The organism is Pseudomonas frederiksbergensis (genome assembly GCF_001874645.1).
Classification (GTDB): Bacteria; Pseudomonadota; Gammaproteobacteria; order Pseudomonadales; family Pseudomonadaceae; genus Aquipseudomonas; species Aquipseudomonas frederiksbergensis_B.
Genome location: NZ_CP017886.1, coordinates 2648310 through 2663943 on the forward strand (window position 1 = coordinate 2648310; position 15634 = coordinate 2663943).

Sequence of the window (15634 nt, forward strand, 5' to 3'; positions counted from 1 at the left end):
CCCATGAAAGCCAAGCGTCCGGTCGGCGTGACGCCTGCCGTAGAAACGCCTGCGCCCGCCGCCAGTCAGACTTACCAGTACTGCAACCTCGACCGCAATGAATCAGCCAGCACTGCGCTCGCTGAAGAAGTGGCGTTGGCGATTTCCTATAACGGCATCAGTCAGGCCGTGATGTTGGTCACCCCGAGCGACCTGGAAGACTTCATCGTCGGCTTCAGCCTGGGCAGCGGGATCATCAGCGACGTGTCTGACCTCTATGACCTGCAACTCAGCGGGTCCGGTTCGGCGCAGTACGCGCAGGTCAGCATTTCCAACCGCGCGTTCTGGAACCTCAAGCAGCAACGTCGGCAACTGGCCGGTACCAGCGGTTGTGGGCTCTGTGGCGTCGAAGCCGTAGAGCAAGCCTTGCCGCAACTCAATGTATTGCCCGGCGCGCCATTGCCCCCCGCACAATGGCTTGAAGGCCTGCGCCAGCGCATCGGTGAACTCCAGCCATTGGGCCAGCATAGCGGCGCAGTGCATGCCGCTGTGTTCATGAACAACCAGGGCGAGTTGCTGCTGGGCCGTGAAGACATCGGCCGGCATAACGCGCTCGACAAGCTGATTGGCGCGCTGATCCGCCAGAACATCCCGACGGCGGGCGGACTGGTGATTGTCACCAGCCGTTGCAGCCTCGAACTGATCCAGAAAGTGTTGCGCGCCGGTATCCAGACCTTGGTCAGCCTGTCGTCGCCCACCGGCCTAGCCGTGCAATGGGCGCGCCGGCACAACCTCAATCTTATCCACCTGCCGCAGAAAAGTGCGCCGCGGGTCTATAGCCCTGCGATGGAGAATCAAGCGTGAGCACGGATCATCAAGCCGACCAGACACCCACCCCGCGCTACAAGCCTTACAAGCCCTACAAGGGCGCGGCCGGTGGCTGGGGCGCGCTGATCAGTGTCGCCCAGGCGTGGCTGACCAGTGACAACGCGCTGAAAAACCTGCGCATGATGCTCAAGACCAACCAGAACGGCGGCTTCGACTGCCCGGGCTGCGCCTGGGGTGATTCGCCGGAAAGCGGCATGGTCAAGTTCTGTGAAAACGGCGCCAAAGCGGTCAACTGGGAAGCGACCAAGCGCCGGGTCGATGCCGCGTTCTTCGCCAAACACAGCGTCAGCTCGCTGCTGGAACAAAGTGACTACTGGCTCGAATATCAAGGCCGGCTGACCGAGCCGATGAGCTACGACGCCGAAACCGACCGTTACACCCCCATCAGCTGGGAGGCGGCCTTTGCGCTGATCGGCAAACACCTGCAGAGCCTGCCGAGTCCGGACCAGGCCGAGTTCTACACGTCGGGCCGTGCCAGCAACGAAGCGGCGTATCTCTATCAGCTATTCGTCCGTGCGTTCGGCACCAATAACTTCCCCGACTGTTCGAACATGTGCCACGAGGCCAGCGGTGTGGCCATGGCGCAAAGTGTCGGCGTCGGCAAAGGCACGGTGACCTTCGACGACTTCGAACACGCCGACGCGATTTTCGTCTGGGGCCAGAACCCCGGCACCAACCATCCACGGATGCTCGAACCCCTGCGCGAAGCGGTGAAACGCGGCGCTCAGGTGGTGTGCATCAATCCGCTCAAAGAGCGTGGCCTGGAGCGTTTCCAGCACCCGCAGAACCCGCTCGAAATGCTCACCAACGGTAACAAGCCGACCAACACTGCGTACTTCCGTCCAGCGTTGGGGGGGGACATGGCGCTGCTGCGCGGCATGGCCAAGTTCCTGCTGCAATGGGAACGCGAGGCGCAACAGACCGACGCGCCATCGGTGTTCGACCACGATTTCCTCAACGAACACACCGCCAGCGTGCTCGACTACCTGGGCACGATCGACGACACCTCGTGGGAGCAGATCGTCGAGCAGTCAGGGCTGACCCTGGAAGAGATCGAGCAAGCAGCGCGCATGTACGCCAAAGGCAAGAACGTAATCATGTGCTGGGCCATGGGCATTACCCAGCACCGGCACTCGGTACCGACCATTCAGGAAATCGCCAACCTGATGCTGCTGCGCGGCAACATCGGCCGCCCGGGCGCTGGCTTGTGCCCGGTGCGGGGGCACAGCAATGTGCAAGGCGACCGGACCATGGGCATCAACGAACGCCCGCCGGCGTTCTTCCTCGATGCGCTGGAACGTCGCTTCCAGTTCAAGGTGCCGCGTGAGAACGGTCACAACGTGGTCGAAGCCATCCACGCGATGCTCGACGGTCGCTCGAAAGTCTTCATCGGTCTGGGCGGCAACTTTGCCCAAGCCACGCCGGACAGCCCACGGACCTTCCAGGCCCTGAGCAATTGCGACCTCACCGTGCAGATCAGCACCAAACTCAACCGCAGCCATCTGGCGCACGGTAAAGAAGCGCTGATCCTGCCGTGCCTGGGCCGCACCGACATCGACTTGCAAACCGAAGGGACGCAAGCGGTGACGGTCGAAGACTCGTTCAGCATGGTTCACGCCTCCAACGGCCAACTGCAGCCGCTGTCGAAACAGATGCGTTCGGAGCCGTCGATCATCGCCGGTATCGCCGCCGCAACCTTGGGCGCCACGCCTGTCGACTGGAATTGGCTGGTGGCCGATTACCGCCGTATCCGCGAGCTGATTGCCGACACTATTCCGGGCTTCAAGGACTTCAACCAGAAAATCGAGAACCCGGGCGGCTTCTATCTGGGGAACAGCGCACGTACCCGGCGCTGGAACACTCCGTCGGGTCGCGCCCATTTCCGCGCGAACATCCTGCCGGCCGATCTGGTGCACGAGCGCACCCGCGCCACCGGGCAGTTGCCGGACCTGATCATGCAATCGATGCGCTCTCACGATCAGTACAACACCACCATTTACGGTCTCGACGACCGTTACCGTGGGGTCAAGGGCCAGCGTGACGTGCTGTTCGTCAACGAAGCCGACATCATTCGCCTGGGTTTCAAACCGGGGCAGAAAGCCGATATCGTGTCGATATGGGATGACGGTCGTGAGCGCCGCGTCAAAGGCTTCACCTTGCTGGCGTTCGATATTCCCGCCGGACAAGCAGCCGCTTACTACCCGGAAGTGAACCCGTTGGTGCCGCTGGAAAGCACCGGTGACGGCAGCCACACACCGACCTCGAAGTTCATTGCGATCCGTTTGGAAGCGGCAAGCGAGACCGGGCTGATCATGGCCAGGTCAGCTTAAAGCAGAATCAAAAGATCGTCCGAATGCGGCCCGAACCTGCGGCAGCGCCTACAAAAGCGGTGTGATAACCGTTCTCCGTAGGAGCTGCCGCAGGTTCGGGCCGCATTCGGACGATCTTTTAGCATCATGACGGACAAACCCGACTTTCAAACGCCCACAAAAAAGGCCGCTTTTGTATCAAAGCGACCTGTCTCAAGTAGCAAAAGACCAGCGAAAATCTATTAAGTTCCGCCTAAAAAACAACAACTTAGAGAATTCTCACAAGTCGTGTTACTCGTCGGATTTTGATTGTAACCATCGTGACACAGCCTCAGGATCGCGCCGTCATCCCTTTGAGGCTCCGCTAATGAAGTTCTCCTCGATTCTCTTGTTGTCCCTTGGCCTGATCAGTGGCGCCGCTTCTGCCGGTGGTACCGCCGAAGCAGGTGTGGGCGGCGCATTGGGCGGGGTTCTTGGCTCGGTGGTGGGTCAATCGCTGGGCGGTAACACCGGCTCGACCATTGGCGCGGCCCTGGGTGGCGCGGGTGGTAGTGCGGTAGGTGCCAACAAACACAGCCGTGGCGAAGCGGCCATCGGGGGTGCGCTCGGCGCAGCCGGCGGTAACGTGGTCGGCCGCAGCATGGGCGGCACTTCGGGCAGCCTTATCGGCGCAGCAGCCGGCGGTGGTGCTGGTGGTGCGCTGGGTAACTACATGGGCAACCAGAGCAATAACGAAGACCGTGGCGGCCGTCGCGGGCACGATGACCGCCGTTACTACCGCGATGATGACCACCGCGGTCGTGGTCATGCTTACGGCCATCACAAGCATCATCACGACTATCGTGATCGCGACTAATCGCTGATTGCAGGCTTTCAAAAGATCGCAGGCTGCGCCAGCTCCTACGTTGACCGTGTACCCGTAGGAGCTGCCGCAGGCTGCGATCTTTTTTTCAAAGCACCACCAACCGCTCCAACGCCTCGCGCAACCCGACAGGAATCGCCACCGGCTGATTCGAGGCCCGATCCACAAACACCTGCACAAAGCGTCCTGCCGCGCAGGCGTCCGCTTCCCCGGCCTTGAACACCGCCAGCTCGTATTGCACCGAACTGCTGCCCATCTTACCCACCCGCAATCCGATTTCAATGCGCTCGGGAAAAGCGATCGAGGCGAAGTAATCGCACGCCGAACTCACCACAAACCCCACTACGTCACCGTCGTGAATATCCAAACCACCGACTTCGATCAGGTAGGTATTCACCGCCGTGTCGAAAAAGCTGTAGTAGGTCACGTTGTTCACATGGCCATAAACATCGTTGTCGTGCCAACGGGTGATGATCGGCTGAAAGTGGCGGTAGTCGGAGCGCTGGGGTATCGGATTGGACATCAGTGTCGGTTCCTGAAATTGAACAGCCAGTCTAAGGCGAAAACCGCGTTATCGTTCTTCGCGAGCATCGGAACGCCGCACGGCCCACTCGCGCACCTCGGCATACGGATAATCCTCCAGTGCCGCAAACCCCGGAATCGCCCGCGCCTTGAGCCTGGTAAACAGCGGCACGCTGATACCGCACAAGAACCGTGTCAGCCGTTCCGCACCCGGTACATGGCCGTTGTGCGCCTCGTGCCTGTGGATAAAGTCACCACACAGCGCCTCAAAGTTTTTATCCACAAGCGCCGGCAGCTCAGGCGGTTCCGGCAGACGGGCAACCTGCCCATGACACACCGAACAATGCCCGCACTGCTGCGGCGCGTTTTCATCGCCGAAGTACTGCGCCAATCGATAGCCCAGGCAGCGTTCGGTGGCGAATAGATCGAGCATCGCGTGGATACGCGCGATTTCGGTGCGTTCATGTTGCGTGAAGTAGCCATGCAACTCAGCGCTCAACGTCTCGGCATCGAAGTCCGTCATCAGCAGGCTGTAGACCTCGGTCATCTGCTTGCTTTCAAGCTCGACCCAGCCCTTCTCCTGAAAGTAGTCCAGCGCCTTGACCACCCGGCTGCGCTCGGCCTGATGCTGTTGATACAGCGCCTCGAAATTCACCGTGGCCCAGGTTCGCGCTCGGTTGGAGGTCTGGATGATCGCCGCGACGAAGTCCCGACGCTCGCCTTCGAAACGCGTCAGCAAGGCTTCAGGCTCCAGCAGGAACTTGAAACGGTATTCGGCAAAGTAGGCGTAACGCGGTGCGATCAAGCCTTTCAGTTCAAGTTGCACCAGCAAGGTCTTGAGCGGCAGTTGGCGAATATTGCTCTGGTCGGCCAGCGGCCCCAGCAAAAACTCCCACTGCCCATCCGGCGCGGCCGCTTGCAGTTCGTCGAGCACACAGCGGATACCGTCCAGCTCTGGCGTGTCGCCGTACACGAAGTTTTCCAACACGTTGAGGCTGTCACGGTTGGCCAACACCAAACAGTCGGAAGGTTGCCCGTCGCGCCCGGCACGACCGATTTCCTGACTGTAATTTTCGATGGATTTCGGCAAGTCGAAATGCACCACATTGCGGATGTCGCTCTTGTCGATGCCCATGCCAAAAGCGATGGTGGCGACGATGCAATTGGACTGCCCGCCCATGAACCGGCGCTGGATCGCTTCCCGTTGTTCGTGGGGCAAACCGGCGTGATAGGCCTCAGCCTGAAGACCGTTTTGGCTCAGGTGCTGGGCAATCTGTTCGGCGGTTTTCTGCAGGGTTACATAGACAATACTCGGCTGCCCGGCGCGCTGGCCCATCCACTCCACCAGACGACGACGCTTGTCCTGACCGCGCACCGGTTCAACCAGCAAATTCAGGTTGGGCCGATAGAAACCGGTGGTCACCACATCGTCCGCCGCGATGGCGAATTTCGCCTGCATGTCGGCGATCACTTTGGGCGTTGCAGTAGCCGTCAGCAGCAAGGTTTGCGGGATGTTGAACTGGCGCTGGTAGTCCGGCAGCTTCAAGTAGTCCGGCCTGAAGTTGTGGCCCCATTCGGAGATGCAGTGCGCCTCGTCCACCACCAGCAACGAGATCGGCACTTGCTGCAGAAAGTTGCGAAAACGCTCGTTCTTCAGGCGCTCCACGGAAATCATCAGGATCTTCAACTCGCCGGACCTGGCCCGCGCCATCACATCGTTGGCGTCATCGCGGCTCTGCGCCGAATCGATACTCGCCGCCGCAATCCCGTGGCGCCGCAAGAACGCCAACTGGTCCTGCATCAGCGCCAGCAAGGGCGAGACCACCAGCGTCAGGTGCGGCAGCAACAAGGCCGGCAGTTGATAACACAAAGACTTGCCGGACCCGGTGGGGAAAATCGCCGCCGCCGAGCGCCCGGCCAACACCGCACTGACCGCCGCCTCCTGGCCGGGCCGGAACTGTGGATAACCAAAGACCTGTTCGAGGGTGTTGTGCATAAGCTGTCACTCCGTTGACTGCTGCCATGCCGAAAGCCTAGCCGGCGAGCGCAGCGAGTCGAGAAAAGGTCGGGCGCAAAAAGGATACGGAATGATACAGGGAGAACGGCGCAAGACTCGTGATGCAATTCCATGGCTGATGGCGTTCAACGGTGAATCGAAAATCACGAAATCCCCTACGCAGTCTGGCGCACGCGTTACTGCCGCTCTATTCGCCACGCCTGACAAGCGCGTGGGAAATTCGACGTTTCGGCAGCTCGCTGAAAAAACCTCGTAAACCCTGTAGGCCTAAGGCTCAACGGCCAGTAAACGCCCTACACAACCTGTCCATGCAAGCTGTCTTGCGAGGCTTTGGAGTGGGGCTCTATAGTTTGCGGCGCGGCTGAAACCCGCGTGTCGGCCTGCGAGAGCGACGCCGCGGACTTCCTACAGGATCCCCTCAATGAACACGCTCGATCCGTCTAACAACCGTTATCGCCCACTCAAAAGCAGCTACAGCGACACGCCGGTTCTGGTCATCGACACCGAAGCCAATCCCCACGCCATTCTGGACGCCGCCCGACAACGCATCCGCGCCTCCAGCGACCTGCTCGAAACTCTGTATTGCCTGTGCTTCAAACAAGCGGATGTGAAAGACATTCCGAATATCGTCAACGCGCTTTATCTGCTGACTCAGGATGGGAGTGAGTTGCTTGAGGTGGCTCGACAGCGGATGACGAGGTGAATATGTATGCGGTGGCGGCCCCAAAAGATCGCAGCCTTCGGCAGCTCCTACAGATTTGCGTGCGGTATCGACTACTCGACGTAGGAGCTGCCGCAGGCTGCGATCTTGGCGATCCCGCTCACGCCAAAAATGTCCTGAAGCGTTTGATGGCTAAAAAACGAGACGCCCTACGTCAACGGACAGACCGATAGACACGGCCTTACCCATCTTCGTCCCCGTCCTACAACCTCATGCTCCTTGTCGCCTTTCGCCAGCCTGCGCAGCACACCTATAGTCGTTAGCGTTGCTGCAAAATCAGCGACCGGGTTTGGTCACCCGGAAGAGAGGCATACATTTCCCTTAAATAGAGGTGCTCCTCAATGACCACATTAAATCCGTTTGTAGATCGCTACCGCCCACTCCAATCCAACCTCACTGACACCTCGCCCCTGATCATCGACACAGAGGCCGACCCGCAAGACATCCTCGAAGCCGCCCTTCAGCGCATCCGCGCCTCCAGCGACCTGCTCGAAACCTTGCACTGCCAATGCTTCCAACACGGCGACGTCAAAGACATTCCCCATATCACCCACGCTCTGTATTTGTTGACTCAAGACGGCCGCAACCTGCTCCAGGTTGCCCAGCAACGCATGTTGAACTGGAAAGCGCCTGCCTGAAGTCCGAGTGAACAGATCGTTCCCACGTTCTGCGTGAGAACGATCGAACACCCGTTACAACTGAACAGATGAAAGTCCATTCAAGCTGATCAGCATTGCCCGAAAGTAAGCCAATGGCGTACATTAACGATGATTTTCATTGAGACCCCAATCTTCACCCGTCGAGCCAAAGAACTATTGGATGACGATGCCTATATCGCCTTGCAGAAGGTACTGGTGTCGAATCCCTCGGCTGGCGACGTCATCGAAGGGACAGCCGGGATTCGCAAAATGCGGGTCGCGGCCAAGGGGCACGGCAAACGAGGAGGAGCCCGAGTGATTTACTACCATTTCGTCTCGGCATCGCAGATCGCTTTGTTGATGATCTACCCTAAAAATGAGCAACAAGACCTAACCGCCGATGAACGCAAAGCGTTGAAAGCCGTCATCGAACACTGGAGATAACCATGAGCAAGTTTTTTGATGAGCTGATGGAAAGCGTGCAACAGATGGACGAGATCGTACGGGGTGAACGCCTGCCTTCCCGCGAATTCCATGTTGACGCATTGCAAGTCAAAGAAATTCGTAAGGCCACCGGTCTGACTCAGGCCAAATTCGCTGCGTTGATCGACGTCCAACTCGGCACTCTGCGCAATTGGGAGCAAGGCCGCCGAGAACCGACAGGGCCGGCCAAAGCCCTGCTGAAAGCCATTCACAATGACCCTGTCCATGTGTTGAATGCGTTAGCCGGTTGAACAGTACAACGTAGCCACATCCCCATCGCGCGGTCACAGAACGCGGGAACGATCAAAGACCTTGACTCTCCACAAAACCGTTTTTCCGACTGTCCACATTCCGTAAAACGTGGACAGTCGTCGCCTGCGTCAACTTTGAAAGTCAAGACGCTTCTGGAAATACCTACGGGAATGCCGTTGCGATGAATGCTCCACCACCGCCATGACGCATAGGTGGACACCATTACCCTAAGCGTTGGGGTCAGGAAGCGAGTACAAGCCAACATCGACCGCCTTCGGCCCAGCATTGAAGATGAGGAAGCCAAGCGTTTATGGCAAAAAAACGAGACGCCCTACGTCGGTGGCGACCTACTCCAGGTACCCAGCAACGCATGCTGAACTGGAAAGCACCTGCCTGACACACCCCACTCGCCGGCACGCCACGTTCCTGTAGGAGCCTGGCTTGCCAGCGATGAACGCGCCGCAGGTTTTCAGACACAAGTGAAAGAAACAGCAGCCCCGGGACCGTCGTAATGAGCCAATTAACCTTCAAACAAAAACAAGCGCATTACGAAAAAATCCGCCGATCCAACTACCTGGCCAGCCTACGCCTCGCAGGGTCCGACACCTCACCGGCAGACCTGGAGAAACCACTCCGTACGCGAGAAGAAGCACTCGCAAAGCACCGACAAGAAGAACTGCCGCCATCCGCCCTTCCCCCCAAGCCCGACGGCCAATAAGATCCGCCTAAGCCCAACCGGACGCCCCGCAATGAACCTCGCCCCCAACTTCCCCGACGACCACGCCATGCACCTGCTCATGCAGCTACTGCACGAAGAACTCGGCCTACCCGAACGCAAAACCATCAGCCTCAGCACCTCGATCAACTTCGACCTCGGCTGCGATGGTTCAGACGCTCGGCACCTGATGGAAGCCCTGGAAGAACAGTTCGCGATCGACTTCGTCGACTACGACGCCTATCGCTACTTCCAACCTGAAGGCTACGATATGCTCCTCAAGCGCAGGGCCAAAGGACGTGGCGAAAAACACCCGCTGACCATCGGCATGCTCTACCAGGCCATCAAGGCCCAACGCTGGGACACTCAGGCGCTCGAAAGCCTTTAGCGTCCACAGCGCATAACTATAAGGACATAGCGTGGACGTACTGATGGGCCTGTTGGCCGCTGCACTCTGGGGCGGCACGGATTTTCTGGTGGGCCTCAACGCCCGCGCGGTTGGCGTGAAACGCGCCGTGTACTTTGGTCAGGCGCTGGGCTTCGTGATCATGAGCCTACTGCTGGTCGTCTTCCCGGCCTACCTGCTCAAATCTCTCGCCGCACCTTTGAACGTCTGGGGGATGGGCGTGTGCGCTGCCGTGCTCACCGTCTCTGGCGCCTTGGCCCTGTCCAAGGCCTTCGCCCTCGGTAAAGCCTCCATCGTCGCGCCACTGGTCACCTCTTACGGCGTGGTGACCACCCTGCTGTCCTGGGCCAGCGGCGAACACATCAGCCTGATCGAATGGCTGTGCATCGCCCTTTGCGTGTTCGGAGTCATTCTCTCCAGCCGCCACACCGACAGCGGTCTGCCCCACACAACCGACGCCAGCCGGTCCATCATCTACGCCCTGCTCGCCGCCGGGTTCTACGGCACCAGCTTCTGGCTGCAAGGCCAATTCATCCTGCCGGTCCTCGGCCCTATTACCATGCTCTGGCTCGCCTACCTTGTCGGCTTCAGCGTACTGGTGTTGATTGTTGTCAAAATCAAAGATGGCCTGAAAATTCCACCACTGAAAAACTGCATGGCCCTCACGGGCGCCAGCCTGATGAACCTTGGCGGATTCTCGTCGTTCGCCTGGGGCGCGGCGGTGGGTTCGGTTTCTGTGGTGACGGTGATCAGCACATTGTCTGGCGGGATTGCGGCGATGTTGGGGTATGTGTTTTTCAAGGAGCGATTGGCAAAGGTGCAGGTGCTGGGGGTTGTTTTGGTGTTGGTAGGGGCGTTTGTTTTGCACCTGAAAACCTGAGAAAAGAGCTGGATAACGGGTACAAAAAAGCCGCGTCTGAACGCGGCTTTCTCTTACCTCAAACCACTACCGAATCATTACAACTTCGGCCCAGCAGCCTTGATCGCGTCGCTCACTTCAAACTTCTTGAAGTTCTCAACAAACAGACCGGCCAACGCCTTAGCCGCCTCATCGTAGGCAGCCTTGTCAGCCCAGGTGTTACGTGGGTTCAACAGGCCGGTTTCAACGCCCGGCACGGCCAATGGCACGTCGAGGTTGATGGTGTCGAGGTGTTCGGTTCCTGTACCGATCAACGCGCCGCTCTGGATCGCTGCGATGACGCCGCGAGTGGTCGGGATGTTGAAGCGTTTGCCGACGCCGTAGCCACCGCCGGTCCAGCCGGTGTTGACCAGGTAGACCTTGGAGCCGAAGCCGCGGATGCGCTTGATCAGCAGTTCTGCGTATTCGCCAGCCGGACGCGGGAAGAACGGTGCGCCGAAGCAGGTGGAGAAGGTCGATTTGATGCCGCTGCCCGAACCCATTTCGGTCGAGCCCACCAAAGCAGTGTAGCCGGACAGGAAGTGGTAGGCCGCTTGTTCTTCATTGAGGATCGACACTGGCGGCAGCACGCCGGTCAGGTCGCAAGTCAGGAAGATCACCGCGTTTGGCTCGCCACCGAGGTTCTTCTCGGAACGCTTGGCAACGTGCTCCAGCGGGTAGGCGGCGCGGCTGTTCTGGGTCAGGCTGACATCGGCGTAGTCGGCGTGCTTGGCGTCGTCGATAACAACGTTTTCCAGGACGGCGCCGTGCTTGATGGCTTTCCAGATGACTGGCTCGTTCTTCTCGGACAGGTCGATGCACTTGGCATAGCAACCACCCTCGATGTTGAACACCACGCCCTCGCCCCAGCCGTGCTCGTCGTCACCGATCAGGTAACGGCTTTCGTCGGCCGACAGGGTGGTCTTGCCAGTGCCGGACAGACCGAAGAACAGGGTCACGTCGCCCGCTTCGCCGATGTTGGCGGCGCAGTGCATCGGCAGCACGTCGGCGGCCGGCAGCAGGAAGTTCTGCACCGAGAACATGGCTTTCTTCATTTCACCGGCGTAGCGCATGCCGGCGATCAGCACTTTCTTCTGCGCGAAATTGAGGATCACGCAGCCGTCGGAGTTGGTGCCGTCACGCTCTGGCACGCACTCGAAGTTGGCGACGTTCAGAACTTGCCACTCGTCACGACCGGCTGGGTTGTACTGGGCCGGGTTGATGAACAGGCAACGACCGAACAGGTTCTGCCAGGCAGTCTGGGTGGTCATCTTCACGGCCAGGTAGTGGTCTTCAGCCGCACCTACGTGCACGTGGGAAACGAAATGCTCTTGCGCGTTGTTGAACGCCTCGACGCGAGCCCACAGGGCATCGAACTTGTCGGCCGGGAACTTGCGGTTGATCGGGCCCCAGGCGATAGCGGCTTGAGTGGTAGGCTCTTCAACGATGAAACGGTCGACTGGCGAACGACCCGTACGGTGACCGGTACGAACCACCAGCGCGCCGGTATCGGCAAGCTCGCCCTCACCGCGATTCAGGGCTTCTTTAACCAGATCATCAACACTCAGATCGGTGTACACAGCATTATTGGCTTGCGTCATGAGGGTTCCCCGTCGGCCCGTGGCCGAGTGTTCCAAACGTTTTGTAGTAGAAAGTCGCGCACTACTACCGCTAAAAAAGTGGGCCGGATTATGCCAGAAAAGCCTGAAAAGAGTAGGGCCCTCCCGTCAGGACGGCGTTTTTCCGGCGTTTACCAGTGAATTTACCTGCACTGAAGCGTTTTAGTGACGAGTATCTGACGGGGTATCCACACCCGCTCCAGTAAACAATTGGGTGATATCGGCCGCATCGAACAGGTAACGCTGGTTGCAAAACTGGCAGTCGATCTCGATGTTGCCACCGTGTTCGACGACCAGTGCCTGAGCATCTTCCAGGCCCAGGCTGACCAGCGCATTAGCCGAACGCTCACGGGAGCAGCTGCAACGGAAGCGTAGTTTCTGCACGTCAAACAGGCGCACCTGCTCTTCGTGGTAGAGGCGGTGCAACACCGTTTCGTTGTCCAGGCTCAGCAATTCATCGGCGGTCAGGGTGCTGCCAAGCGCGGTGATGTGCTGCCAGCTGGCGGCGCGTTCTTCTTCGTCTTTCAGGCGGTCGGCCGGCAGCTGTTGCAGCAGCAGACCACGGGCGCGACGGCCATCGGCGTACAGCCAGAAGCGCGTGCCGACTTGCTGGGACATGACGAAATAGTTGGTGAAGCAGTCCGACAGCGTCGCACCGTCCAGGTCGACGATGCCCTGGTAGCGCTGGCCTTGGGTCGGGTCGACGGTGAGCGCCAGCATGCCGTTGGGCATCATGTCGGCCAGGGTCGCATCGGCAGCGATCAGGTCTGCGTCATAACGGGCCAGACCACGGATTTCGCGCTCGCTGGAGCATTCGATCATCAGCAGCGATATCGGACCTTCGGAACGCGCCTGCAGGATCAGCAAGCCATCGAATTTCAAGGTGCCGACCAGCAGCGCCGCAGCCGCCATCAACTCGCCGAGCAGTTGTGCAACTGGCTCCGGATAGGGGTGTTTGGCGAGGACTTCGGCATAGCTACGCTCCAACGCTACCAGCTCGCCGCGGGTATCGCTGTCATCGAAGATGAAGCGTTGGGTGTAGTCGGTATCCGGTAGATCAGTCATAGGTCTGGGTATCTGAAGTGAAAACTGAAGGGTTACAAGGGCCGGGAATCGCGCCTTGCGCACCGTTTGGGTGCAATGATAGTCGCCATGAAAGGCATTTTATGAACAATCCGGGCTTGTTCCAAGCAAGGTCGAACCGCGTCAAATTGACGCTGGGTAGTTTAGCTCCGTTAGCAGCCAAACCTTATTCGTTGCTGCTGCCATGAAACTTGAACAGATCCCGGCGCTGTTTCTTGCTCGGTTTGCCGTCGGTGCTGACACCCAGGGCGCCGGCCTTGCGCAGGGCCGCGGCGTTTTCGCGCTTGGCGATGCTGGCTTCGGTCTCGGCGTACAACGTCTGGGCCTCAGGGGCGCCACGACGGACGATCGACAGCGCCTGGACCACCACGGTGCGCTCATCGAAACCGACGCGAATCTGAAACTCGTCACCCATCCTCGGTTCTTTGCCCGGTTTGCAGCGCTCACCCCGGCAATGCACTTTGCCGCTTTCGATAGCCGCTTTGGCCAGGGCGCGGGTTTTGTAGAAGCGCGCTGCCCACAACCACTTATCGAGACGGACTTTGTCGTCCTCTTCTTTTTTTTGTGCCATGGGATTTCCTCATTCTGAAATATTTCTGAACTGTACTACCGTTTTTGTCGTGCCATGAATTTCACCGGTTCAGCTTACAATGCGCGACACTTTCGGGCCTCGCTCGGGAGCTGAAAATCCGGGCCGTAGATATCTGTCGCCTTTTAACCTTTATTCTGCGTGAATACCGCGAATTCGGCCGCTTTGCGGTGCGAACGGGCTTCTCACCGGTTGAGCACATTTGAAGACATTTGACCATTTGACCGTTGTGGGTCTACGCGAGTGGGTGGCGCTTCCTGAGTTGGGAGTCGCGGGCCTGCGGGCGAAGATCGACACTGGCGCCAGCACCTCCAGCCTGCATGCCACCGAAATCGAGCCGTTTGAGCGCGACGGGGAAAAGTGGGTGCGTTTCAACGCGCACCTGGGCACGGTGGTGCAGCTGCGTCACCGCCGCTGTGAAGCGCCGCTGGTGACGATGAAAACCATTAAAAGCTCCAACGGCCAGGCGCAGGTGCGTTACGTGATCAGCACCACCCTGGCGCTCGGCGATCGGGTTTGGCGAGTCGAGTTCACCCTCGCCTGCCGCAAGTCCATGCGTTATCGCCTGTTGCTCGGTTCCAAAGCCCTGATCGACGGCCAACTGGTGGTCAATCCAGGCATTAAATACGTTCAAGACAAGCCGGTGTTCCCGGTGTCCACTACCCTTTCCACAGGTGTTGCATGAAGATCGCTGTGCTGTCGCGGAACCCGCGTCTGTATTCCACTCGTCGTTTGGTTGAAGCCGGCACCGAACGCGGCCATGAGATGGTGGTGATCGATACCCTGCGCGCCTATATGAACATTGCCAGTCATAAGCCGCAGATCCACTACCGCGGCAAGCCGCTGGAAGGCTTCGATGCTGTGATCCCGCGGATCGGCGCGTCGGTGACATTTTATGGCTGCGCAGTGTTGCGCCAGTTCGAAATGATGGGCGTATTCCCGCTCAACGAGTCGGTGGCCATCGCCCGCTCGCGGGACAAACTGCGCTCGCTGCAGTTGCTTTCGCGTCGCGGTATCGGTCTGCCGGTCACCGGTTTTGCTCACTCGCCGGACGACATTCCCGACCTGATCGAAATGGTCAATGGCGCACCGTTGGTGATCAAGGTGCTGGAAGGCACTCAGGGCATCGGCGTGGTGATGTGTGAAACGGCGACGGCGGCGGAGTCGGTGATCGAGGCGTTCATGGGCCTCAAGCAGAACATCATGGTTCAGGAGTACATCAAGGAAGCCGGCGGTGCAGATATTCGCTGCTTTGTGGTCGGCGACAAGGTGATCGCCGCGATGAAGCGTCAGGCCAAGCCCGGCGAGTTCCGCTCCAACCTGCACCGTGGCGGCAGCGCCAGCCTGATCAAGATCACCCCCGAAGAGCGCATGACCGCGCTCCGTGCGGCCAAGGTCATGGGCCTGAGCGTCGCGGGCGTGGATATCCTGCGTTCCAACCACGGGCCGCTGGTGATGGAAGTGAACTCGTCGCCGGGCCTGGAAGGGATCGAAACCACCACCAGCAAGGACGTGGCGGGGATCATCATTCAGCACATTGAGAAGAACGGCGGGCCGAATATGACGCGGACCAAGGGCAAGGGTTGAGAACTCAATAGCCCTTGAAAAGATCGCAGCCTGCGGCAGCTCCTACAAAATCGGCGTAATAACCGT

17 protein-coding genes are annotated in these 15634 nt (G+C 59.2%); 12 read left to right on the forward strand and 5 right to left on the reverse strand.

The window, feature by feature from the left end:
* Positions 1–3: 3 nt before the first annotated feature.
* The 3 genes from fdhD to BLL42_RS12855 all read left to right on the forward strand — a co-directional run bounded on the left by fdhD (position 4) and on the right by BLL42_RS12855 (position 4032).
* A complete protein-coding gene (gene fdhD, locus BLL42_RS12845) occupies positions 4–843 on the forward strand; it encodes a formate dehydrogenase accessory sulfurtransferase FdhD (RefSeq protein ID WP_071552433.1) in 840 nt (279 codons plus the stop codon).
* Complete coding sequence (locus BLL42_RS12850; protein WP_071552434.1) at positions 840–3197, forward strand: FdhF/YdeP family oxidoreductase; 2358 nt, start codon at positions 840–842, stop codon at positions 3195–3197. Before fdhD ends, BLL42_RS12850 begins: the two co-directional genes overlap by 4 nt.
* Before the next feature lie 346 nt (positions 3198–3543).
* Positions 3544–4032: a glycine zipper domain-containing protein gene (locus BLL42_RS12855; protein WP_071552435.1), complete on the forward strand. Its 489-nt coding sequence runs from the start codon at positions 3544–3546 to the stop codon at positions 4030–4032.
* Between the two features lie 94 nt (positions 4033–4126).
* On the opposite strand, the gene BLL42_RS12860 is transcribed toward BLL42_RS12855, so the two are convergent.
* Together BLL42_RS12860 and BLL42_RS12865 are read right to left on the reverse strand one after the other, a co-directional pair.
* Positions 4127–4561 (reverse strand): acyl-CoA thioesterase, encoded by a 435-nt coding sequence (locus tag BLL42_RS12860; protein WP_071552436.1) that lies wholly within the window; start codon positions 4559–4561, stop codon positions 4127–4129.
* Between the two features lie 48 nt (positions 4562–4609).
* The gene (locus tag BLL42_RS12865) at positions 4610–6556 is read right to left on the reverse strand and encodes a RecQ family ATP-dependent DNA helicase (protein ID WP_071552437.1); all 1947 of its coding nucleotides are present in this window, start codon (positions 6554–6556) and stop codon (positions 4610–4612) included.
* A gap of 442 nt (positions 6557–6998) precedes the next feature.
* Here BLL42_RS12865 and BLL42_RS12875 point away from each other — a divergent pair, with 442 nt between their 5' ends.
* From BLL42_RS12875 to BLL42_RS12905, 7 genes are all read left to right on the forward strand, one after another.
* Entirely contained in the window at positions 6999–7280 is a 282-nt protein-coding gene (locus BLL42_RS12875; protein WP_071552439.1) for a hypothetical protein, read from the forward strand.
* Positions 7281–7639: 359 nt separating this feature from the next.
* Positions 7640–7936, forward strand: coding sequence for a hypothetical protein (locus tag BLL42_RS12880; RefSeq protein WP_071552440.1), 297 nt, complete (start codon positions 7640–7642; stop codon positions 7934–7936).
* 129 nt (positions 7937–8065) lie between these two features.
* Positions 8066–8380 (forward strand): type II toxin-antitoxin system RelE/ParE family toxin, encoded by a 315-nt coding sequence (locus BLL42_RS12885; RefSeq protein ID WP_071552441.1) that lies wholly within the window; start codon positions 8066–8068, stop codon positions 8378–8380.
* Positions 8381–8382: 2 nt separating this feature from the next.
* Positions 8383–8670 (forward strand): helix-turn-helix domain-containing protein, encoded by a 288-nt coding sequence (locus BLL42_RS12890; protein WP_007949192.1) that lies wholly within the window; start codon positions 8383–8385, stop codon positions 8668–8670.
* Positions 8671–9182: 512 nt separating this feature from the next.
* A complete protein-coding gene (locus BLL42_RS12895) occupies positions 9183–9389 on the forward strand; it encodes a YhfG family protein (protein ID WP_071552442.1) in 207 nt (68 codons plus the stop codon).
* Positions 9390–9420: 31 nt separating this feature from the next.
* Entirely contained in the window at positions 9421–9774 is a 354-nt protein-coding gene (locus BLL42_RS12900; protein ID WP_071552443.1) for a DUF1493 family protein, read from the forward strand.
* A 43-nt stretch (positions 9775–9817) separates the two neighbouring features.
* Positions 9818–10672 carry an EamA family transporter gene (locus tag BLL42_RS12905; RefSeq protein WP_071555751.1) on the forward strand — a complete coding sequence of 285 codons (855 nt, stop codon included), beginning with the start codon at positions 9818–9820 and terminating at the stop codon, positions 10670–10672.
* Positions 10673–10749: 77 nt separating this feature from the next.
* Here the strand turns inward: BLL42_RS12905 and BLL42_RS12910 are convergent, their stop codons facing one another.
* From BLL42_RS12910 to BLL42_RS12925, 3 genes are all read right to left on the reverse strand, one after another.
* The gene (locus tag BLL42_RS12910; RefSeq protein WP_071552444.1) at positions 10750–12291 is read right to left on the reverse strand and encodes a phosphoenolpyruvate carboxykinase; all 1542 of its coding nucleotides are present in this window, start codon (positions 12289–12291) and stop codon (positions 10750–10752) included.
* A 180-nt stretch (positions 12292–12471) separates the two neighbouring features.
* Positions 12472–13374, reverse strand: coding sequence for an Hsp33 family molecular chaperone HslO (gene hslO / locus BLL42_RS12920; RefSeq protein ID WP_071552446.1), 903 nt, complete (start codon positions 13372–13374; stop codon positions 12472–12474).
* Between the two features lie 184 nt (positions 13375–13558).
* Positions 13559–13963: an RNA-binding S4 domain-containing protein gene (locus BLL42_RS12925; RefSeq protein ID WP_071552447.1), complete on the reverse strand. Its 405-nt coding sequence runs from the start codon at positions 13961–13963 to the stop codon at positions 13559–13561.
* A gap of 220 nt (positions 13964–14183) precedes the next feature.
* On the opposite strand from BLL42_RS12925, the gene rimB reads away from it, so the two are divergent.
* Together rimB and rimK are read left to right on the forward strand one after the other, a co-directional pair.
* On the forward strand, positions 14184–14666 hold the full coding sequence (gene rimB / locus BLL42_RS12935) for a retropepsin-like aspartic endopeptidase RimB (RefSeq protein WP_071552449.1): 483 nt from the start codon (positions 14184–14186) through the stop codon (positions 14664–14666).
* Complete coding sequence (rimK, locus tag BLL42_RS12940) at positions 14663–15568, forward strand: 30S ribosomal protein S6--L-glutamate ligase (protein ID WP_054595097.1); 906 nt, start codon at positions 14663–14665, stop codon at positions 15566–15568. The genes rimB and rimK overlap by 4 nt, the downstream gene beginning before the upstream one ends.
* Positions 15569–15634: the final 66 nt, after the last annotated feature.